This is a genomic window from Kiloniellales bacterium, assembly GCA_030064845.1.
Taxonomy (GTDB): Bacteria; Pseudomonadota; Alphaproteobacteria; order Kiloniellales; family JAKSDN01; genus JASJEC01.
Genome location: JASJEC010000017.1, coordinates 1 through 20,972 on the forward strand (window position 1 = coordinate 1; position 20,972 = coordinate 20,972).

Genomic DNA, 20,972 nt, shown 5'->3' on the forward strand with positions numbered 1-20,972 from the left:
ACGACGACGCCGTCATGCCGTTCGACGACCTGAAAATCGAACAGGCCGTCCTTCTTCGCCTCGGCCTCGTAGGCGGAACGGCGGTCCGCCGCGACCTTGGGGATCCACGCCAGGCTGCGGACACCGGGGTGGTCGGGCAGCAACTCCTGAGCGTAGTCGAAGAAGCTCCATCGGGTGACCTTCTCCTCGGCCCGGAACATTCTCTCGCCGCGGCGCACGACGTCGAGATTCGACTCGATCGAATCCGCCAGCGTCGTGAGCAGGCGGCTCGCGGCCACATCGAACTCCCGTTGCGCCTGCGCCTTGAAGGAGCTCTGGATCGCCAGGAAGCTGCCTATGGAAAGCAAAACCCCGAAACAGAGCACGAAGACGACCAGCACCTGGTCCCGCACCGCCGCGTGGCTCCGATAGCTCTTGAAGGCTTGATACAAGCCACTGAGCCAGAATGGCTTCTTGCCCCCGAGTAAAGCCCGCAGTAAGACCCCCAAGCGGTCTGCATACGGTTTGAGAAAATTTGCCATCATTTTAGCGAAAATTGTTTGTATTCTGTTCCTAAGCAATAATAGGGGCTTTTTATTAATATTTTTCTTAAGTACTTTCACGACCTACCGATAAAATGAAGTCTAATTCCTCAATTATATCGAAAAATATTTCGATTTCCCCAACGGGCCGATGAAAAACGCGTATTGATTGAATCGCGAGGCAATCGGTCGCCGTCGACAGCAGTCAGGAAAGATCCAGCTTTCCCGCGTTGCGGACAGGCGCGAGAATCTGCCTCGCCAATCGTGCTGAGAATGGACTTGTGTCGCCCAGGGGTTGAAACGACCCGCTAACGCACCACCGGGTCCAGCGAACCTTCCAAGCCGGGAATGACCCAGGTGCCCGAACCCGCCCGGCAGGCGGTTCCCGGATAGTTCTTGCGGGATCCGGCCGTCGTCCAGGTCTGCATGAAGTTTCGGCAATTGCGGCCGTCACCCCGCTCGTAGGTCTTGAGAGCGGCGATGGTTACCTGGGTGTCGACGGCCGAACTGCGCCAGGGGAACTGCTTGCCGGGCTCACCCGACTCGAGGACGTGCTGGAGAGCCCAGTCCAGGCCCGCCTGGGCGGCCGGCGGCCACTCGTCGCGGGGCGGCTGGATCGCGACCAGCTCGACGTGACGGTCCTGCTCGTCCGCGTCGTAGATGTCGTTCACGCGGACGTAGTGGCCGACCGCCGGCGCATAGTACCAGACGCGCCTAAGGTCCGGCGAACCGTCGTCGCTCTGGCGGCTGCAGGCGATCTCCAGGGTGTCGAAGCGCCCAGCTACCACCGTGACCTCGGTTTCCTCGCCGATTTCGCAGCGCCACTCCTCGACGACCATAATGCGCTCGTCGGGTTCCTTCGCCTTGTTCACCAGGTGCCTGGCGGAAAAGCCAATGTTGGCGCCGGAACGCAGAGGCCAGAGGGCCGAGGGATTCAGTTCGAAGCTCCGCATGCCCCGGCCGAGCTCGTCGGACCAGGCAAGCGGGGGAAGGATGAAGTTCCGGTAGCTGCTGATCTCCTCGCCCCGGTTGGAGCGCCACAGAAGGAAGTCGCCGTCCGCCGACTCGATGGTGAACACCCGGCCGTCCGAGTAGACGAACCGGGTCCCCGCCCGGTAGGCGGGTAACTGATCCTTGTCGGTCCCGGACCGGCTCCAGCGCCCCTCGCGCTGGGCGCGCAGACGCGCCAGCAGAGCCTCGCTGACACGGCCGTCGCGGGCGATCCCCGCTTCGCCCTGAAAGCGCATGATCGCGCGCCTGGTCTTCGGCCCCATCAGGCCGTCGATCGCGCCGGCCTTGTAGCCGAGGTCGACCAGGAGCGTCTGGGCCTTGGCGATGGCCGAGGGATCGTTGATGGCCGCCGTCGACAGGCGGCTATAGTCGAGAGGCCTTTCCGTGGTGGACGGTCGGGTCTTTTCCGGCTGGGCGGGCTTGGCGGGCGAGCCGGGCAGGCTGACCGGCAGCAAGGAGCAGGCGCCGAGCGCCAGGCAGGTGGCGCCGACAAGCAGTGCCCGGCGGCATGGGGCGGCCCATCGCCAAGCTTCATCCCGTTGCTGAAAATCGGTCGGCATCGGTCGATCGGCCTAAGTCGCTAAGCCAAAAACTTGAGGTTGAACACCGTGACGCAAGCTATCGTGGAACGCCTCTCGTTCCGGACACGGCGGCGTTGCTGGCCTATCAAACAAGTCTTAAGGATTGGTACCCGCCGCCCCGAGCGGGGCAAACACCTAGAGAACGGCTGTCGGCTGCTGGTCATGGCGGGCGTCCTCAGCGCCGCCGACCGCGCCGCGCGTGCAGGCGCGGCACATTGGGGCCGAGATCCTCGTCCTCGTCATCAGCCACGATGCTCAGAGGCGGCATCTCGACCACGCGGTCACTCGGAAAGATCAGCGTGATCCTCGTGCCCTGCCCCAAAGAGCTGTCGATCTCCAGCACGCCGTCGTGCAGCCGCATGAGCCGCTGGGAAAGGGGCAGACCCAGGCCGGTGCCCTCGTAGCGGCGGGACAGCGAGCTGTCGACCTGGTTGAAGGGTTGCAGGGCCGCCTTGATGTCGTGTTCGGCAATGCCGATCCCGGTATCCGACACCGTGATCAGAAACCGCCCGGTGTCGTCGAGCTGGGTGCCGACCGAAATCCTTCCGCCCTTGGGCGTGAACTTTATCGCGTTCGAAAGCAGGTTCATCAGGATCTGGCGCAAGGCCCGCTCGTCGGCGCGCAGCCGGTGGCGCGGCGTGTCGAAGCTACGCCGGAACGAGAGCGCGCCGTCCTCGATCTTCGGCTTCAACAGCGGATAGACGCTGCCGAGGATCGCCGAGAGGTCGACGACCTCGTCCTGCAGCTCAAAGCGTTTACCTTCGATCTTGGAAAGATCGAGGATATCGTTGATCAGGGTCAGAAGGTGGGTGCCGCTGAGGCGGATATCCTCGGCGTAGTCCCGGTACTGGGAGTGGCCCACCGGCCCCAGGGATTCCCGGCCGATGATCTCAGAGAAGCCGATGACGGCATTGAGCGGCGTCCTCAGCTCGTGGCTCATCATCGCCAGGAATTCGGCCTTGGTGCGGGTCGCCGCTTCGGCCTGGTCCTTGGCGGCGCGGAGTTCCTCCTCGATCCGGACCCGCTCGTCGATCTCTTCCTTCAGGAAAGCGTTCGCCAGCGAGAGCTCTGCCGTGCGCGCCGTGACTGATTGCTCGATTTCCTTGGTGCGTGTCTGGGCGCTGACCAGGTGCTGCAGAAGCAAGGAGGTCAACAGGAGGCTGATGGCCCAGAAGCCCCAGGCCGCCATCCCGACGTTGTAGGTGAAGGGGCTCGAGACGGCCTTGACCACGATGAGCCAATCCCAGCCCGCCAGGCCGTAGGTGGCTGCGGTATAGAGGCCGCGCAGAACCTCGGTTTCCGGCAGCGGAATAGGCGCGGCGTCACGCAGCGGAGACGGATGATAATACAGCGTCCGCGCCCCTTTGGTGTCGTCGGTATCGAAGAGGTAGACGTCGAAACCCGATAGGTTGACGAGATCCGGCCAGGCGTCGCCGACGATGGCCCCGATATCGAAGATGCCGCGAACGAAACCGAGCAGGTTGTCGCGCCGACCCTGAACCGTATCCGGCACCTTGTTGTCACGATAGATCGGCAAGACCACCGCGAAGGAAGGCTGTTTCGCGCTATGACGAGTCGCGACGGCGCTGCCGACGTCACGCGCCAAATGCAGCACCTCGACCACGGTCGCGTCGGCTGCGAGGTCCAACCCCAGCCGGTCTTCGTTACCGTTGAACGGCTCGACGAAATAGATCGGATAGTGATGCGGCCGGCGCTGGGCGGTGACCGAGAGACCCGCCCGGTCCCGTTCGGTGAAGAGAAAGCCGAAGAGGCCGTCATCGCGCGCCATGCGCTCGAAGGGCACGCGCTCCTGTTCGGTGATCCGCGGGATCCACTCGAGCGAGCGGGTTCCCGGATAGCGCGGCAAGTTTTCGCGCGTGTACTCGAAGAACTCCCAGCGGCCGACGTCGTTGGACGCGGTCATGAAGGCGCGCACGGCATTGAGCGAGCCGAGATACCCATCCAGCGCGCGGGTCAGGACCGCCGTAAACTGCCGCGCCGGTCCCTCGAATTCGCGCTGCGCCTTGCCTTGGAAGTGATGGCCGACCGCGAAGAACCCCGCGGTGGCGAAGACCACGCCGACGACGAAGACCAGCATGACGAGATAGCGGTCACGGCTCGGCATGCTCTCTCGGTCGAGACGCAGGCGGCGCCAGAGAGCCGCCAGGGACCGGCGCCCGAGATGCCGGTAGAGGCGCCACAAGTTCACGGAACCCGATCCGCCGGCCGGCAAAGCCTCACCGACCGCCTTCGACTCGGGTTCGTTCGTAAGGGCCACGTCCCGGCCTCGCTTTCCTGACCAGGTCACCATCATCACGAGACCCCTCGTCCGGGGATCCCAACCCTCGTTTCTACAAGCCTGCGCTTAATATTATCTTGCAGGTTACTATTTGAGGCTGCATTGACGGGAGCACCGGTAGCGGCTTGGGCGACCACGGACAGGAACGGAGAAGCCGATGACGAGCGCAACAGTCCAGCGGACTGTTGGCCGACCTCGGGTCCATCGTTCGGCGCCTCTCGCGCGCATTGGAATTGGGTGAGCACAGCTACTCTCTGGCTTCTTTTCCCGTTTATTGTGGGGTTTTCTAACAGAAGCCACTTGATAGTAAAAGAAAATTTACCGTTGTTTCACAAATTACCGCCGGCAATTGTTTTTTGTCAACAGTTACTTAATTTAATACTCAATTTTGAACAAATTTTACTTTATTTTGCTTTATGCCCCACCCTAGAGGCTGTCCTCGAAGCGGCAGCTGACCAGGAGTTCCGCCACCGACGCCGTGTTCGGCAGGGCGATGACGGTCGCCGCCAGTTCGGCCAGATCGGCGGGCTGGATCATCGCCTCGGCCGGCGGGTCCGCGACGTCGCTGACCATGTCGGTGGCGACGTAGCCCGGGCAGAGCGCCGTCACGCGCACCCCGTCCTCCCAACCGGCCCGCCGGGTTGCGTGGCTGAGCGCGACCACCGCGAACTTGCTCAGCGGATAGGCGGCGTTGTCCCCGGCGACCCGCTTGCCCGACAGGGAGGCGAGGTTGACGATCCGTCCGCTGCCCACGGCCCGGAGATGGGGCAGCGCCAAGCGGGTCAGGGCCAGGGGACCCATGACGTTCACCGCCCAGAGTTCGTCGTAGCGCTGCTCCGCGTCGTCTTCGATGCCGGCCGACAGAAGTATGCCGGCGGCATTGACCAGGCCGTCGATCCGGCCGAAGCGCGCCGCCGTGGCCTCGACCCATGCGGCAGCAGCGGCGCGGTCCCGCGCCTCGTAGCGGTGCCGGGCAACGCGCGCCCGGTCGAAGTCGGCCGTCGCCTCTTCCAGTGCCTCAAGGCTGCGCGCCCCGAGCGACAGGCTGTAGCCCTTCCCGTGCAGCGCGCGGGCAATAGCCTGCCCGATGCCCCGATTGGCTCCCGAAACCATGATCACGCGCCCCTGTGGTGACAACATCCCGATTTCCTCCTCTTCCCGCGGTCCTCGGCCGCTGATCGGCCTGGCCGGTCGCTTGCGCCGCTCCGCATATTTGGCGTTTCGGGAACCGGCGCCGCAACGCTAGATTTGACCGCGGCGGCGGCCCGGCGTCGGCGCCCGGGGCTCACGTTGCCGAGGGAGGGGAAGACATGGCCGCATCGGATCCCATCGCCGCGATGATCGAAGAGCTGAGAGCGAGGCACGTCCGCTACCTGCGCTTCGAGCTGCCGGACCTACACGGCACGAGCCGCACCAAGGTCGTACCGATCGACCAGGTCGAGCGCTACGCGCGCAGAGGTCTGAACCTCTACGGCGGCGTCGTCGGCTTGGACAGCGCCTCCGGCGTGATCGGCGGCAGCGGACTGCACGAGGAGATCAGCTACCGCGACCAGCAGCTGGTGCCCGACCCCTCCACGGTCAGGCTCGTGCCCTGGCTCGAGGGGACGGCCAAGGTGATCTGCGACGCCCGCTGGGCGCCGGAAGAGCCGATCCCGGCCACGCCGCGCAGCGTGCTCAAGAAGGTTCTCGACCACGCGGCCGAGCTCGGCTTCCACGTCATGATGGGCCACGAGTTCGAGTTCTACCTGCTGAACGCGGAGACCCGGGAACCGCTGTTCGGCGGTGTCCATATCTTCAACACCGTGAGGAACCAGTACGTTCCCTTCCTCGACACGCTGCTCGATCACTTGCAGGGCATCGGCATCGACGTGATTACCCACAACTGCGAGTACGCGCCGTCCCAGTACGAGATCAATTTCGGGCCGGCGATCGGATTGGCCGGCGCCGACAAGGCCTTCACCTTCAAGAACGCCATCAAGGAGCTGGCCCACCGGGCCGGCTACCTCGCGACCTTCATGTCGAAGCCGGCCACGGACATGGCCGGCTGCGGCTGCCACGTCCACATGAGCCTGCTCGACCGGGAGACCGGCAGGAGCGCCTTTGCGGACGACGGCAACCGGAGCGCCATCGCCGAACGCATGGGGCATTTCACCGAGGGAATTCTGGCCCACGCCGGCGCGCTGATGCCCCTGATCGGGCCGACGCCGAACTGCTATCGGCGGCTCAAGCCCCATACCTTCGCCCCCTCCAATGTCTCCTGGGGGGTCGAAGACCGCACCGCCATGGTCCGGCTCAAGGACGTCGGCGACGACAACGCCCATGTCGAAATGCGCGCCGCCTCCGGCCTCAGCAATCCTTACCTGACGGCCGCCGGCGTGCTCGCCGCCGGCCTGCTGGGACTTAAGGAAGGCCGGGCCCTGCGACCGCCGGTCGACGGCCCCGCCGAAGAGAACCAGGGCCTCGAGAAGCTGCCGTCAGATCTGGACCGCGCGCTCGCCGGTCTGGAGGCGGACGCGGAGATGCGCGCGCTGCTCGGGGAGGATTTCGTCAAGGTCTTCACCACGGTCAAGCGAGCCGAGCTCGCCCGTTTCCAAAGTCACGTCACGGACTGGGAGCGCAGCGAGTACATGGAGGTCTATTGAGGCATCTGGCCGGGGCGGCGACTTCCGTCAAAACATGATCCGCTCTAGGCTTCGAACAGACCATGGAGCTGGTGATCCAGCGGCGCGAGCCCGGCCTGGGCCTCCTTGTAGACCGCGAAGAGCTTCGAATAGAGGTCGTGACGCTCCGCTTCGGGCCGGGCACGGTCGATGACCGGCGCGCAGAGCTCGGCAGCCTCCGACAGCGAGCCGAAGACCCCGGCGCCGACGCCGGCGATAAGCGCGGCGCCGTAGGAGGCGTCGCCCTGGGCCGGGCGGCAGATCTCCCGGCCCAAGACGTCGCTCATGATCTGGCGCCAGGTCGCGCTGCGGGCGCCGCCGCCGATGATCCGCATCTCGTCGAAGCGCGCCTCGGGCGGCATGGCCTCGAGCATGTCACGGAAGGAAAAGGCGATGCCCTCGTAGAGGGCGCGGGCGAAGTGCGCCCGCCCGTGGCGCAGGGTGAGCCCGAGGAAATGGCTCCTGAGAAAGGGGTCCCAGTAGGGTGCGCGCTCGCCCTGAAGGTAGGGATGAAAGATCAGGCCTTCGGCGCCGGCGCCCACCGAGGCCGCGAGGGCGTCCATCTCGGCGTAGCCGTCGCCCGGGCCGCTGCCGGCCGGGAAAAGGAGATCGCGCAGCCAGCGATGGGAAGAGGCGCAGGAGTTGGTGCCGGTCGCCGTGAAGTAGAGCCCCTCGATCACGTGGGGATAGCAGGAGACCGGCGGATAGACGCTGGGCCCCTTGGTCACGCCGAACAGGACCCCGGCAGTGGCCAGCTTGATCGCCCCCTGCCCTTCGCGGACCGCCCCGGCGCCGAAGAGCTCCACCGTCGTGTCGTTGCTGCCGGCGGCCACGGGCGTGCCCGCGACCAGACCGGTCTCGGCGGCGGCCGACTCGGTGACCCTCCCGACCAGGGTGTCCGGACGGACGATCGGCGGCAGGGTTTCGATCGGCCAGTCGATCAGATCGCAGAGCTCCGCCGACCATTGGCCTCGGGCGGAGTCGGCCATCAGGGTTCCGACCGCGTCGCTGACGTCGGTGTGCCAGTCCCCGGTCACCCTGTGCCTGAGGTAGTCCTTGGCAAGGAAGAGCCGGGCGACACGGGCCGCCGATTCCGGTTCCCGGTGCTTGATCCAATGAAGCTGCGCTAGGGTCCAGGTCGGATTGACCCGATTGAATCCGATCGCGACGATCCGCTCGCCGGCGCGCCGATGCAGCGCCTCTGACTCGGCCGCGCTGCGCTGGTCGCTCCACAGAATCGCCGGACGAATCACGCGGCCCTCGCGGTCGGTCAGGACCTGGGTATGGGCCCCCGCGGAGAAACCGACCGCAGCGAGGCGGGCTGCCGGCACCCGGGCAATTTGAAGGGCTTCCGGCACGGCACGGCAGAGCGCAGCATACCAGTCAGCGGGGTCCTGCTCGGACCAGCCGGCTCGCGGGCTGGCGGTTTCGATCGCCTCGGCGGCCTCGCCGAGGACCTGGCCGCGTTCAGACACCACGGTCGCCTTTAGGCTTCCGGCGCCCAGATCAACGCCTAACAGGCACTCTTTCCGTCCGGCCATCTTTCGTCCCGGTCCGCGGCCGCTCCATCTGGCGGGTGCGCAAGCTTAGGGGCAAGCGGCCAGAATGTCGCGCAGTTGGGAGGTGGTGGCCCCTTTCCGGGGTGAGAAGGCCCCGTCGAAGACCGCCGAGCCGATCGTGAAGGCGTCGGCGCCGGCCGCCGCCAAAGCTCTGATCCGGGCGGCGGAATCGACGCTGCCCGCCACGATCAGCTTACCGTCCGTCGCGTCGCGCGCCGCGCGGACCAGGTCGAGCGGGTCGGCCTCGCTCGCCCGGTAAGCCAGCAGGTCGACACCGGCGCAGCCGAGCACCGAGAAACGCCGGCAGTCCTCGGCGACCTCGGCGGTGCCGCCGCCCAGCCTGGTCGGGTGCCCGGCGGGCCGCCCGGGAAAGGGAAAGTAAGCGATCGCCGAGCCGCCGAGCACGTCCAGCATCTGCTCGGCCTCGGTCCCGCCCAGAAGGCAATCGACGCCGATCGCACGCGCGGTCTTGGCCGAGCGCAGACTGTCCTGCGGCGCGGTGCTGACCACCTCCATGTAACTGGTCGCGCCCGATTGCTTGATCCGGCGGTTGAGCGCCGCCAGGGTCGCGGGCTCAACGCCGATGTCCTTGAAACCGATATGCTCTATGCCCAGAGGCTGGATCAGGTCGACGATCTCGAGACAGTCCTCCACCGTGCGGTCCTTGCGGGTCAGCATGAAAATGAAATCGACCATCTGTCACCCTTGTCCGGCGAAGTCCCGGCGCCAGGATGGTTCACAAGCATCGCCGCTGCAATCTCCCTTGGGCGCCGCGTCGCCGCCGCCGATCGCGCTCGGTGAGGCCGCGAGGGTCTTGCCCAGTGATGCCCCGGTCATCATCTCAGAGAAGCGGGCGGCGGCCGGAAGGTTTGGGTGTATCCTATGACGAGGGTTCGAACGGGGGCGTCCACGCGTCGGCAGGGGCGTTCCCGGGACGAGGCAGGATGACAGTGCAGAAGCGGCCGATAGACGCGACTCTGGTGGCGCAGCGCCTTCCCCTGGAGAAGATCCCGCTGGTCGACTTCGGGCTGTTCCGTTCCGGCACCGCGGCGGACCGGCGCCGGGTCGCGGCCGAGATCGACCGGGCATGCCGGAACATCGGGTTCTTCTACGTCGTCAATCACGGTGTGCCACGCGCGCTCGTCGAAGCGGCTTTCGCCCAGGCCAAGAGGTTCTTTCAGCTGCCTTCAGCGGAGAAGGCCCTGATCTCGATCGCCCGGTCGCCCTGCCATCGCGGCTACTTCGCGCTCGGCGGAGAGAACCTCGATCCGGCCCAGCAGACCGCAGCGGGGGATTTCAAGGAAGGGATCAAGATTGGTCGCGACCTCGCAGCCGACCATCCGCTGGTGCTCGCCGGAACCCCCTTGCACGGCCCCAACCAGTGGCCCTCGAACCTGCCCGGCTGGCGCGAGGTCATGGAAGACTACTATGCGGCGCTGTCCAGCCTTGGCCGAGATCTCATGGCCGCCTTCGCCCTGGCGCTCGGCCTCCGCGAGGACTTCTTCGAGGATAAGCTGACCGGTCCGATGGCAACCCTTGGCCCCCTGCACTACCCGCCGCAAAGCGGCAGAATCACCGAGAAGCGCCTCGGCGCCGGGGCCCACACCGACTTCGGCTGCCTGACGATCCTGGCTCAGGACGCGAGCGGAGGCCTGCAAGTGCAGAACTGCGCCGGCACCTGGGTCGACGCGCCGCCGGTCGAAGGAAGTTTCGTGGTCAACATCGGCGACATGATGGCGCGCTGGAGCAACGATCTCTACGCGTCCACCCGGCACCGGGTCATCAATCTTTCGGGACACGACCGCTATTCGCTGCCGTTCTTCTTCGATCCGGACTTCGACGCGGCCCTGGCCTGCCTGGAGACCTGCGTTTCGCCGCAGCGCCCGGCCCGCTATCCGCCGACCACGGGCGGGCAGCACCTGCTCGACAGGATCGATGCAACCTTCGCGTACCGGGGGACAGCTCTCGACGGCCATGACGACCGTTTCCGGCAAGACTAAAGCCAGCGCCGCCCCGGCAAACCGGGCGCGCTCGATTGAACGTCAGTGCGGTTTCGGGAAGCGCCAGAGGGAATCCTGATACTCTGGCGCGTAACGCTGCCCGCCGACATCGTCCAGATCGACCCCCGACTCCCTGACGATGGCCGACAGGGCCGAACACATCAAACGCTGCATCTTGTCGAGCGCGTCTTCCGTGTCGTCCACGAGGTCCTCGCGCAGCCGCTCCACATAGGCCGCCGCCAGCATAACCTGGATCGCCGCTTCCTGGAGACCGGTCGCCGGACTGTCGGCAATCTCCTGCTCCAGTGCCAGGATCTCCGGACCGAGGGTGGCGACGTCCCGCCCCTCCAACTCTCGGTAGATCCCTTCGAGACGCCGCGCCAAGGAAACGATCGGCGGGCTATGTACCAGAGATCGAGCCCGTTGAGGCTTTGTTTTCTCCTTGAACATTGAACTCCCTTTGGCGAATAGACCGCCATTCACTTACTATCGAGCCGAACCAACCACATACCTTGAGTTGTGGATATTCGGGATAGTACGTATAATATTTAACTCATACTATGATTGTAGATTGCATTTATGCTGCATTTGTAAGCGCGTGCCTCGCCGCTTCCAGCGAGCATTTTCATGCGGTACCGGCCGAACCGGACCGATAGCGGGAAAGCGCCTGGTCGATCGCCTCGAGCAAGGCCCCTTCCGACGTCGGCTTCTCCAGGAGAGCCGTGACGCCGCCGCGCCGATAACGCCGTTGGAGTGCTTTTTCCGAACGCCCCGTCATAACAATGACCGGGATCGAATCGTCGCGCGCGGCGAGGACCTCGACCACCTCGAGACCACTCATGTGAGGCAGATCCATGTCCAGCACCACGCAGCCGGGAGCACGGTTGCGATAGGACTCGAGGAATTCACGCCCCGAGGCGTAGGTTTCGACGGACATATGCGTGGACTCGAGCAAAGCTCTAAGAGAATCCCGGACGGCCTCGTCGTCGTCGATAATGAAGATCCTCGGCTTTCCCACTTTCTCGGATCTTGGCTTGAAGAGAGGAAATACTTCGGTTGATACCGAACAGCATTTGTTGCGGACCCTAATCGGTTAACTCTATGCCCTGAATTGGTTCCGGTCGAATAGAATCACGGACAGCGGCCGCACGGGCCCGCGGCTAGGGCGCTCCGTCAACCGCCTCTTCTCGCCCTTCGAGGCCCGGGCGTAGCGCTCGCCCCTCTAAGATGCCGAGCGCTTTATGCCTTGCGACGAACCGAGCCAAGCCGCGCTCAGCCTTCCGGGTTGTTCTCATCGATCCCGATGGCCATCGCCATCCTCACCAGGTGCGACAGACTGGGTGCCGCCATCTTCGACATGACGCGCGCCCGGTGGATCTCCACGGTGCGGGGGCTGATCTCGAGCTGGTGAGCGATCTGCTTGTTGGGCTGACCGCTGACCAGCGCCTTCAGAACCTCCATCTCGCGCGGCGTCAGCTGCTCGAACCGACGCGAGGCTTCGAGGCGGGTCGCTTCCACTGCCTTCGCGCGGTTGATCTCGTCCAGCGCCTGGCGCACTGCTGAAAGGATCACCGTGTCGGAGCAAGGCTTCTCGATGAAGTCGACGGCCCCGGCCTTCATCGCCTGAACCGCGAGCGGCACGTCCCCGTGTCCGGAGATCATGATCGTGCGCAGTCGGGCGCCGGTCTTCGTCAGCCGTCGCTGAAGCTCCAGTCCGCTCATGTCCGGCAGCCGCAAATCGAGCAACAGGCAGCCGTGCCGGTCGGGCTCCAGGGCTGCGAGAAAGTCTTCCGCGCAGGGAAATGCCAGCGGCTCGAGGCCGGCCGACTCGAGCAGGGCGACCAGGCTTTCCCGTACCGCCGGATGGTCGTCGACGATGTAGACCAGAGGTACCTGGCTCATTCCGCAGCCTCGGCCAGTTGCCCCGCCGGGAGCGTGAACCTGAAACGAGTGCCCTGCGGCTTCACGGATTCCGTCCAGATCCGTCCTTCATGGGCGTCGATGATCCGCTGACTTATCGACAGTCCCAGCCCCATGCCGTTGGCTTTGCTGGAGACGAAGGGCTCGAAGAGTCTGGCGGCGATCTCATCCGGCAGCCCAGGACCGGAATCGCTGATCGAAACGATGACCTCTTGGTCCGGCCCTTGCGCCGTTTCGATGACCAGAGACCTGCGGTCCTCGCCCTGCAGCGCGTCCACCGCATTCCGGACGAGATTGAGAACGACCTGCTGTATCTGAATGCGGTCGATCATTACGGTCGGCAGGTCTTGGGCGAGCCTGAGGTCGAAGGCGATGCCCCTCGCGGGCGTGTCGATCAGCGCCAGCGCGGCGGCGTCCTCGACCACATCATTGATGTCGTGGGGCGCGGCTTCCCGCTCGCCGGACTCGAAGAGGCCGCGCAGACGCCGGATCACATCGCCGGCCCGACCGGCCTGCGTTACCGCTTTCTCGAGCAGTTCACGGATCCGCTCCCGCTGCGCCTCGTCCCGGTCCAGCAAGCGCGCTCCTGCGCTCACATAGTTGACGATGGCGGCGAGCGGCTGGTTGAGCTCGTGGGCCAGGGCGGAAGACAGCTGGCCCAGGGCATGGAGCCGCGAGACTTGGTCGAGTTGCCGTTGCAGCTCGTGCAACCGGGTCTCCCGGTCGTGCAAGGCCCGCTTCGCCTGTTCCCGCTCGGCCTCAATCAGCCTGCGCTCCGTGGTGTCCTCGGCGAGCGCGATAAAGCCGTCGACTTTGCCGCTATCGCTGAAGTGAGGGACATAGATCAGCTGGACGTCGCGGCGACGGCCGTCGTTGTACGTGTTGGTCAACTCGAACGTGACGGACTCGCCGGCGAGGACCCGTTCGATGTGCGGCTTGAAGTTCGCGAAGCTCTCGCCGTGGATCTCGGAAGCCTCGTGTCCGACGATCTTCTCCCGCGGACGCGCGTACCATTCGGCGCAGGTCTTGTTCGCGAAGAGGTAACGGCACTCGCGGTCCATGTAGCAGATCAGGACCGGAAGGCTGTCGGTGACCAGCCGAAGCTGCTCCTCGCTGACGCGCAGGGCCTCCAGGGCCTCGACCTCCTTGGTGACGTCGCTGCCCGAACCGCGATAGCCGCGGAACCCGCCGTCCTCGCCCAGCACGGGGACCCCGCTCAGCCTTATCCAGCGCCACTCGCTATCCTTGCCGATACCGCCATGGACGTAGTTGCGGAACGGCTTGCGCGCCGCGAATGACTGCTCCTGTTGGCGCCAGGCCTCGGTCGTCCGGTCGACGGTCAAGACGTCGCCCAGGGTCTTGCCACGCAGCGCCTCGGCCGAGACGCCGGCGAGCCGCTCGATGTTGCGCGACATGAAAGTGAAGCGAAGGTCCTGGTCCATCTCCCAGAACCAGTCGACCGAAGCCTCGGCGACGTCCTGCAGTCTCCTTTCGCTCCGCTGAAGCTCATGGTGCATCTCGATCAGGGCCTGTTCGCGGTCCTTCAGCTCCGTCACGTCGACGTGGAGGACCAGCCGCCGGCCGCCGGTCGTTCTGCGGTCCGATGTTCTGAGCCAGCGTCCGTTGGACAGATGCTCGATCGTGTTCGACCGCGCCTGCGGGTCCTGCGCCGCGCGGTGGCCGACCGCGTCGCCCGCATGGTCCAAGGGCGCCGAGGAGAGCCGCATCAGTTCCTCGGAACTGGTGCCCCGTTTCAGGCTGTGCTCCGGCAGGGAGAGAAGGCGCCGATAGCTCTCGTTGCAAAGCAGCAGACGATCGTCGCCGTCGAACAGCGCGAAGGCCTCGGCGGTGTCCGAGATTTCCAGCCACTCGTCGCGCTCGGCGCGGAACTGCTGCAGCAGAGCCGCGTTCTTATGCCGGACCCGGATTCCCTCGATGATCGCGGAGAAGACACTGCGGGTCGTCGCCAACATGGCCAGCATGAAGATGACGATCATGAAGGTCACGGACAGGAAGTAGGGATCGTCCTGCAACAAGAAGTGAACCAGCCACGGGAGGCAGACGGAAACGATGAACGCGGAGGCCGCGGCCGGCACCGATGCCAAGGTCGCCGCCGCGCCAGCGGTCATGCCGACGCACATCACCATGAGGAGCAGCCAATGGGATGGCGGCAGATAGGAAACGAAGATCGCGGTGCAGCCCCAGAACAGGCCGGGAATCGCCGCCCAGAAGGCTGCCCTCCGCGGACCTCGCCGCGATACCCAGGCCGGCTTGCGGCGGCGCCGGTTCGCCTGCCACTTGCGCAGATGCCAAATCACGAAGATCCAGGAAGGGAGCAGCCAAGCCAGGATCAGCGCCTTCGGCACGAAGGGCCAGACGATCGCCGCCGCAATCAGCGAATTGGCCAGGTTGGCCGCCGAGTTGATCGGCACGTTGCGCACGAAGTACGCCAGTTGCTGACTGCGGATCTCACCGGCTTCGGCCGAGCCGCCGGCGGGCCGGTCAAAACACAACCAGCGAAGAATGTTCTCTGCGAGCATTCCGCCCCCGTACTCCCCCTATACGGGAATAACTGTGTCGCAACAACTACCCGTTGGCAAGTCGGCCTTCCCCCTTCGGCCTCGTGATTCGGCGCCTCCCACGGGCATCGAGCGGCTCTCGTTTACAATGCTTAACCCATTCATTCTATGCCGAAATCCGGTCAACGCTCTAACAGTTTATCGATGCCGCGATCGTGCCGCTTGGCCGCTAAACGCTTGCTTTTGACCGGCTTCGGGGAAAGCATCGGGCTTAGCCGAACGAGGCAAGCCGACCATATCTGGTACCGAAGACCTATCATGCACGCGGACCCAGACCCCTTTCAGCAGGCCGTCGCTCTACACCGCGCAGGACGCCTAGAGCCTGCAATTGCCGCCTATCGCCGCGCGTCCGCCATGGCGCCGCGGAACGCCGGGATACTCTGCAACCTTGGCATCGCGTTAAAGCAGATCGGCCGGGTCAACGAGGCGATCGAAACCTACCGCCAAGCTCTGCGGATCGCACCCGACTTCGCCGACGCCCATTTCAATCACGGAATTGTGATGGAGATGGTCGGCCGGTTTGGGGAAGCCGAGCAGGCCTATCGTCAGGCCATAGGCCTGAAGCCGGGGTTTCCCGCCGCCCTGGCCAACCTCGGCAATACGCTCAAGGCGGCCGGCCGCCCGGAGGAGGCCGAGGAGTTCTACCGTCGGGCCCTGGCGCTCAAGCCCGACCACTACGGCGTGCTGTGCAATCTGGGCAGCACCCTGACGGAGTTGGGTCGCGAGGACGAGGCTGTCGAAGCGTGCCGCCAGGCGCTCGAGCTGAAGCCGGACTTCATCCCCGCGCTGTGCCATCTCTCCTTGTCGCTCGGCAAGCTGGGCAAGGCGCAGGAGGCCATCGAAACCGCGCTTCATGCCTTGGAACTGGCGCCGCGCAACGTGCAGGCCCTGTCTTGCGTGGTGACCTCCGCCAGGAGGGGCGAGCGTCTCGACCGGGCGCTCGCGGCGTGCCGCGAGGTCACGGCGCGCGCTCCTGACGCGGCGCACGCCTATTGCCTGACGGCCGACCTGCAACTCGAGCTATCCGACGCCGCGGGCGCGCTCGCCAGCTGCGACGCCTGCCTCGCGCGGCATCCCGGCCACACCGAGGCCCTGGCGCTCAAGACCACCGCACTGGCCGCGCTCGGCCGCGAAACGGAGCTCGACGCGCTGGCCGACTACGACCGCCTCATCCTGCCGAAGCTATGGGACCGGGCCCCTGAGTACGAGAGCCTGGCGGCGTTCAATCGCGACCTGGCGCGTCACGTCCTCGACCACCCGACCCTGAAGTACGAGCCCCAGGGCCGGGCGACCCGGGAGGGCCGGCACAGCGCCGAGCTCCTGATCGAGCCCAAGGGGCCGGTCGCCCAGCTGGAGGCCATGATCTGCGCCGCGATCGAAGACTACGGCAGAGCGCTGCCGCCCGACCCGGCCCACCCCTTCCTGGCCCGTCCGCCACAGTCCTGGATTCTGACCGCCTGGGCAGTCGTCATGGAACGGCAGGGCTTCCAGATTCCCCACATCCATCCTTCGGGCTGGCTGAGCGGCGTCTACTACGCCGCCCTGCCCGACCTGATCGAGGACGAAGGCGCGGAACAAGCCGGCTGGATCGAATTCGGCCGGCCGCTGCTGCGCCACGCCACCGAGCGTGAGCCGCCGATCAAGCTGATCCGGCCACAGGAGGGCCTGATGCTGCTCTTCCCCTCCTACCTCCCGCACCGGACCCTGCCGTTCTCCTCGGACCAGACCCGCATCAGCATCGCTTTCGACATCATGCCGCAGGACTGACGGCCCGCCGATCCGGCGATCAGCGCCTGTTCACAGGCGGTGCTCTCGGCCATCCAAGACGTGCCGGCTAATCCTCGAGGCTCCGTCTGGGATCACCCGGCGTTGTCGGAAAGCCGGCGCTCGGCCACCTCGTTGATGGCTTCCCTGAGATCGCCGTCGGACTCGATCAACTCGTTGAAGTCCTCGGCCTCGAGCACGAGAAGACGGCATCGCGAGATCGACCGTACCGTCGCTCTTCTCCGCGATTTCTGCAGCAGCGCCATCTCGCCGAAGAAATCACCCTCGCCCAGATCAAGAGGCCGGGGACTCAGCTCGACCCGGACCTCGCCACTGGCGATGAAGTACATGGAATCTGCGGGATCGCCCCGGCGCAGGATGATCGTGTCTGGATCGACGACCCTGGCGCGCAGCAGGTTGGTGATCCTCGAAACCGACAAGGCGTCCAGCTTGGCGAAGAGCGGCACCCGGGCCACCATGCCCCAGGTCACGACGAAATCGCGGCGATGAATCTCGCTGGCAAAGCCTGAGGCGATGATGCCGATCGGGAGGGCGAACATGCCCAGGCCGAACAGCATGACCAGGCCGCCGATCGCCCGGCCGAGCGGCGTGATCGGCACAACGTCTCCGTAACCGACCGTGGTCAAGGTCGCCAGCGCCCACCACATCGCGGAGGGGATGTCACTGAAGAGCTCGGGCTGGGACTGGCGCTCGGCGTAGTACATGGCCGCGGCGGACAGCGTAAGCAAACCCAGCATGATGACCAAGGCCGCGGCCAGCGCCCGGCGCTCGTCGACCAGGACACGCCAGAGCGTCGCCAGCGCCGGCGAGTAGCGCGCCAGCTTCAAGAGGCGCAGCAGGCGGAAAATCCGTAACATGCGCAGGTCGGCGGCCGGCAGGAAGAACGCGAGGTAGAATGGCAGGATCGCCAGGAGGTCGATCAGGGCGAAGGGCCCCAGCGCGAACTTGACCCGCCCCTTGACCGGCCCCAGGGGCCGGATCGAGGGGTGCTCGACGCAGACCCAGAGGCGCAGCAGGTACTCGACGGTAAAGACCGCAACCGAGAAGATCTCGAAGTACTCGAAGGCCTTGCTGTAGGACGCGCGCAGGCTGTCCACGGTTACCAGAACGGCGGCCGCCACATTGGCCACGATCAGGACGATCATCACCCAATCACAGGCCCGCGCCGCCCGGTTACCGGTATGACCGGCCTCCAGCAAGAAATAGGTCTGCCGCCGCGGGGTGTCAGGGGTCTCGTGATAGGACAGCGACATCTGGTTCTGGGTTCGGTTCGACGGAGAGAACAGCGTTCAATCTAGCGTCGGCACCTCTTGCCTGACCAGAGCGGGCTGGGGCCGGCCGGCGCGATCCCGGCAGGCCGGTGCGTGCTTGGCACTATGAGGAAGAGGCCCCGATGGCGGTGGGGCCCCCAAGGTTCACCCGTTGGCCACGGGCCCCGGGTAAACTGCGCGACGGCTCCGCGGGCAGCTCTCGGCCGTCAATCAGGCTCGACGGCAGCGATCATCGCTCGGCGAGGGCGGTGCCGCCGCTGCCGACCAGATGAACCCTCACCTGGCCGATCCTGTTCTTTGCCTCGATTCGAACCGGCACGAGGGGCGCATCGGGATCGAGACGGGCCAGGAAGACGTGGATCGTGGGGCGGCCGGCTTCGCGCCAGCGCTTGCTCTTTTTCCACTGCCCGACAATGCGTTCCACGGTGATCGCGCACTTTACCGCCGGGCCGCCATAAGGCGCCACGTCGCTGGCCTGGAGGACGATCTCGCCGAGGTGGCGGGCCGCCAGGTCGTAGCGCCGGCGACCGTCGAACACCGCCGCCTTGGACTCGCAGCGCTCGCTGTCGCTGATGCTGCTGATCAGCTGCACGATGGCGCTCAGGGGGTCCAGCGTGTTGCGCCGCAGTTCGTCGGGCACGGGATCGCGTTCGTCGAGTTTCGGCAGCGGCTCCACGACGGTTCGGGGCACGGCGCCCGGACTGTCGTAGGAAATCTCTACGAAACGCTCGCCGCTCGACCGCCACCGGTTGGAAGTTCGAAAGAAGTTTGGCGTGATGCCGTTCGCGCCGCTTTGGCCGTCCGCCTTCGCCTCCATGGAGAAGCTGAACAAACGGTCGATGAACCCGTTGCTGCGCAGGTTGACCCGGGCGCGGTAACTCTCCTTCTCGATGTTGAATACCGTGCTGAAGGAGACGGCGTGGAAACCGCCGGCGTAGACATGATAATCCAGCGAGAGCGGCTGTCCCGCACTGAGCGGCGAAGAGACCGCGAGGAGCGCTAGGGAAGCTGCGGCGGCACGCAGGCCGGGGATCCTTCGCCGCCCGGCGCGGCCCTTCGCGCCGCGGCCCCGTTCCTCAGTCATTGATTCCGCCCTCCTGCCTCGTCTCGTCCCGAGAGCGGACCGACTTGACAGCCCAGACCCGCCTATCTTACATCTCCCGCCCGATCCTTCGCGATATCGGGTGCGTAGCTCAGCGGGAGAGCACCGTCTTCACACGGCGGGGGTCGCTGGTTCAATCCCAGCCGCACCCACCATATACGTTGTCCGTCCGCGACGGATCTTCATGCAACTTTTTGTAGCACACCACCGCGGCACCCGACAGGGATGAAGTCGGGTGCCCGGCGGACAGCGTCAAGCCCCGAGATTTGCGGTCGAAGAGGTCGCCAAGACATCGGCCTGTGGTTGAAATGCCTCTGGCGAGCCGTCAAGATGCAGGCAATCTCTGAAAACAAGAGATCTTTGCAACCCTTGCCAATCTCGGGAGGAATCAGGATGTCAATGACAAGGGCCATGGTGGCGTCTGTCTTGGCCATGGGGCTCTCCGGCACGGCCTTCGCCGCGACGGACAACCTGGAAAAGCTTTCAGCCTTCAAGACCACAGGCACGCCGCTGGATCTGGAGACCATCGACCAGACCGGCAAGCGCGCCGACCAGCTACGCAAGAACCTTGAACGGATCTCCTTGCCGGACGGCTTCAAGATCGACCTCTACGCCGTTGTTCCCGATGCCCGCCACATGGCCGTGGCGCCCCAGGGTACGGTGGTCTTCGTCGGCACCCGCAAGACCAGCGTCTGGTCCGTGGTCGACCGCGACCGTGACCGGACCGCCGATCAGGTCATGGCCTTCGCGCCGTCGATCGATTTCGCGATCCCCAACGGCCCCTGCTTCTCGAAGGACGGGTTCCTCTACATCGCCGAGCAGAATCGGGTTCTGGTCTTCCCGGCCGCCGAATTCTTCTTCGAGGGACCGGACGTGGCAGCCTTCCTGGTGGTCAAAAAGGGTGAGCTGATCCCCCAGGACGAGGAGAGCTACAACCACACGGCGCGGGTGTGCCGCGTCGGGCCGGACGGCAAGCTCTATGTCTCGCTAGGCCAGCCGTTCAACGTCTTCCCCGAAGAAAAGATGGGGCTCTACGACAAGACGGGGATCGGCGGGATCATCCGGGTCAACACCGACGGCTCCGGCCGCGAGGTCTTCGCCCGCGGCGTGCGCAACTCGGTGGGCATGGACTTCAACCCTGCCAACGGCCAGCTCTGGTTCACCGACAACCAGGTCGATGGCATGGGCGACGACATACCGCCGGGCGAGCTGAACCGCGCCACCGGTCCCGGTCAGCACTTCGGCTTCCCCTGGTACGGCGGCGGCAAGGCTCGCACCGCGGAGTACAAGGACAGCGAGCCGCCCGCCGACGCGGTCGCGCCCGAGGTCGAGATGGACGCCCACGCGGCCGACCTCGGCATGACCTTCTACAACGGCAGGATGTTCCCGGAAGAGTACCGCGGCGGCATCTTCTCGGCGCAGCACGGTTCCTGGAACCGAACCACCCCGATCGGCGCCCGGATCATGTTCACCAGCCTCAACGATGAAGGCGGCGCCGACAAGACGACGGTCTTCGCCGAGGGCTGGCTCGATCCGGAAACCGGCGAGTACCACGGCCGCCCGGTCGACGTGGCGACGCTGCCCGACGGCTCGCTGCTCGTCTCGGACGATTTCGCCGGCGCGATCTACCGTATCTCCTACGAGCGCTAGAGCGTACCTTCACCGATACCCAGCCCACCCCCGG

Annotated in this window: 16 protein-coding genes and 1 tRNA gene; 5 read left to right on the top strand and 12 right to left on the bottom strand. The window is 65.5% G+C overall.

The window, feature by feature from the left end; all coding sequences use genetic code 11:
- From QNJ67_08650 to QNJ67_08665, 4 genes are all read right to left on the bottom strand, one after another.
- The coding region (locus QNJ67_08650; protein MDJ0609035.1) for a CHASE domain-containing protein at window positions 1–431 on the bottom strand (431 nt) is incomplete at its 3' end.
- Between the two features lie 398 nt (window positions 432–829).
- The gene (locus QNJ67_08655; protein MDJ0609036.1) at window positions 830–2,092 is read right to left on the bottom strand and encodes an RT0821/Lpp0805 family surface protein; all 1,263 of its coding nucleotides are present in this window, start codon (window positions 2,090–2,092) and stop codon (window positions 830–832) included.
- Between the two features lie 196 nt (window positions 2,093–2,288).
- A complete protein-coding gene (locus QNJ67_08660; GenBank protein MDJ0609037.1) occupies window positions 2,289–4,391 on the bottom strand; it encodes a CHASE domain-containing protein in 2,103 nt (700 codons plus the stop codon).
- A 447-nt stretch (window positions 4,392–4,838) separates the two neighbouring features.
- On the bottom strand, window positions 4,839–5,552 hold the full coding sequence (locus QNJ67_08665; protein ID MDJ0609038.1) for an SDR family NAD(P)-dependent oxidoreductase: 714 nt from the start codon (window positions 5,550–5,552) through the stop codon (window positions 4,839–4,841).
- Between the two features lie 170 nt (window positions 5,553–5,722).
- Between QNJ67_08665 and QNJ67_08670 the strand changes: the two genes are divergently transcribed.
- Window positions 5,723–7,054, top strand: coding sequence for a glutamine synthetase family protein (locus QNJ67_08670; GenBank protein MDJ0609039.1), 1,332 nt, complete (start codon window positions 5,723–5,725; stop codon window positions 7,052–7,054).
- A gap of 44 nt (window positions 7,055–7,098) precedes the next feature.
- Here QNJ67_08670 and xylB read toward each other — a convergent pair whose 3' ends face one another.
- The gene (gene xylB, locus QNJ67_08675) at window positions 7,099–8,613 is read right to left on the bottom strand and encodes a xylulokinase (GenBank protein ID MDJ0609040.1); all 1,515 of its coding nucleotides are present in this window, start codon (window positions 8,611–8,613) and stop codon (window positions 7,099–7,101) included.
- A 45-nt stretch (window positions 8,614–8,658) separates the two neighbouring features.
- Window positions 8,659–9,327: a hypothetical protein gene (locus QNJ67_08680; protein ID MDJ0609041.1), complete on the bottom strand. Its 669-nt coding sequence runs from the start codon at window positions 9,325–9,327 to the stop codon at window positions 8,659–8,661.
- A gap of 248 nt (window positions 9,328–9,575) precedes the next feature.
- On the opposite strand from QNJ67_08680, the gene QNJ67_08685 reads away from it, so the two are divergent.
- A complete protein-coding gene (locus tag QNJ67_08685; protein ID MDJ0609042.1) occupies window positions 9,576–10,631 on the top strand; it encodes a 2-oxoglutarate and iron-dependent oxygenase domain-containing protein in 1,056 nt (351 codons plus the stop codon).
- 42 nt (window positions 10,632–10,673) lie between these two features.
- Here QNJ67_08685 and QNJ67_08690 read toward each other — a convergent pair whose 3' ends face one another.
- From QNJ67_08690 to QNJ67_08705, 4 genes are all read right to left on the bottom strand, one after another.
- Complete coding sequence (locus QNJ67_08690) at window positions 10,674–11,015, bottom strand: hypothetical protein (protein ID MDJ0609043.1); 342 nt, start codon at window positions 11,013–11,015, stop codon at window positions 10,674–10,676.
- A gap of 241 nt (window positions 11,016–11,256) precedes the next feature.
- A complete protein-coding gene (locus QNJ67_08695; GenBank protein ID MDJ0609044.1) occupies window positions 11,257–11,649 on the bottom strand; it encodes a response regulator in 393 nt (130 codons plus the stop codon).
- 254 nt (window positions 11,650–11,903) lie between these two features.
- A complete protein-coding gene (locus QNJ67_08700) occupies window positions 11,904–12,533 on the bottom strand; it encodes a response regulator (GenBank protein ID MDJ0609045.1) in 630 nt (209 codons plus the stop codon).
- Window positions 12,530–15,091 carry a PAS domain-containing protein gene (locus tag QNJ67_08705; GenBank protein MDJ0609046.1) on the bottom strand — a complete coding sequence of 854 codons (2,562 nt, stop codon included), beginning with the start codon at window positions 15,089–15,091 and terminating at the stop codon, window positions 12,530–12,532. The genes QNJ67_08700 and QNJ67_08705 overlap by 4 nt, the downstream gene beginning before the upstream one ends.
- A 297-nt stretch (window positions 15,092–15,388) precedes the next feature.
- Here QNJ67_08705 and QNJ67_08710 point away from each other — a divergent pair, with 297 nt between their 5' ends.
- Window positions 15,389–16,897, top strand: a complete 1,509-nt coding sequence (locus tag QNJ67_08710; protein ID MDJ0609047.1) for a tetratricopeptide repeat protein — start codon at window positions 15,389–15,391, stop codon at window positions 16,895–16,897.
- Window positions 16,898–16,989: 92 nt separating this feature from the next.
- Here QNJ67_08710 and QNJ67_08715 read toward each other — a convergent pair whose 3' ends face one another.
- Window positions 16,990–18,168: a cyclic nucleotide-gated ion channel gene (locus tag QNJ67_08715; protein ID MDJ0609048.1), complete on the bottom strand. Its 1,179-nt coding sequence runs from the start codon at window positions 18,166–18,168 to the stop codon at window positions 16,990–16,992.
- A 247-nt stretch (window positions 18,169–18,415) separates the two neighbouring features.
- Window positions 18,416–19,270 carry a DUF3108 domain-containing protein gene (locus tag QNJ67_08720; protein ID MDJ0609049.1) on the bottom strand — a complete coding sequence of 285 codons (855 nt, stop codon included), beginning with the start codon at window positions 19,268–19,270 and terminating at the stop codon, window positions 18,416–18,418.
- 98 nt (window positions 19,271–19,368) lie between these two features.
- Between QNJ67_08720 and QNJ67_08725 the strand changes: the two genes are divergently transcribed.
- Window positions 19,369–19,443: transfer RNA gene (locus QNJ67_08725), tRNA-Val, on the top strand.
- A 238-nt stretch (window positions 19,444–19,681) separates the two neighbouring features.
- Window positions 19,682–20,938 (top strand): PQQ-dependent sugar dehydrogenase, encoded by a 1,257-nt coding sequence (locus QNJ67_08730; protein ID MDJ0609050.1) that lies wholly within the window; start codon window positions 19,682–19,684, stop codon window positions 20,936–20,938.
- Window positions 20,939–20,972: the final 34 nt, after the last annotated feature.

Bases quoted from the DNA above. Each gene is read 5' to 3' on its own strand.
- QNJ67_08700 (MDJ0609045.1), bottom strand. From the start codon at position 12,533: ATGAGCCAGGTACCTCTGGTCTACATCGTCGACGACCATCCGGCGGTA.
- QNJ67_08685 (MDJ0609042.1), top strand. From the start codon at position 9,576: ATGACAGTGCAGAAGCGGCCGATAGACGCGACTCTGGTGGCGCAGCGC.
- QNJ67_08680 (MDJ0609041.1), bottom strand. From the start codon at position 9,327: ATGGTCGATTTCATTTTCATGCTGACCCGCAAGGACCGCACGGTGGAG.
- QNJ67_08730 (MDJ0609050.1), top strand. From the start codon at position 19,682: ATGTCAATGACAAGGGCCATGGTGGCGTCTGTCTTGGCCATGGGGCTC.
- QNJ67_08670 (MDJ0609039.1), top strand. From the start codon at position 5,723: ATGGCCGCATCGGATCCCATCGCCGCGATGATCGAAGAGCTGAGAGCG.
- xylB (MDJ0609040.1), bottom strand. From the start codon at position 8,613: ATGGCCGGACGGAAAGAGTGCCTGTTAGGCGTTGATCTGGGCGCCGGA.
- QNJ67_08655 (MDJ0609036.1), bottom strand. From the start codon at position 2,092: ATGCCGACCGATTTTCAGCAACGGGATGAAGCTTGGCGATGGGCCGCC.
- QNJ67_08665 (MDJ0609038.1), bottom strand. From the start codon at position 5,552: ATGTTGTCACCACAGGGGCGCGTGATCATGGTTTCGGGAGCCAATCGG.
- QNJ67_08710 (MDJ0609047.1), top strand. From the start codon at position 15,389: ATGCACGCGGACCCAGACCCCTTTCAGCAGGCCGTCGCTCTACACCGC.
- QNJ67_08705 (MDJ0609046.1), bottom strand. From the start codon at position 15,091: ATGCTCGCAGAGAACATTCTTCGCTGGTTGTGTTTTGACCGGCCCGCC.
- QNJ67_08715 (MDJ0609048.1), bottom strand. From the start codon at position 18,168: ATGTCGCTGTCCTATCACGAGACCCCTGACACCCCGCGGCGGCAGACC.
- QNJ67_08720 (MDJ0609049.1), bottom strand. From the start codon at position 19,270: ATGACTGAGGAACGGGGCCGCGGCGCGAAGGGCCGCGCCGGGCGGCGA.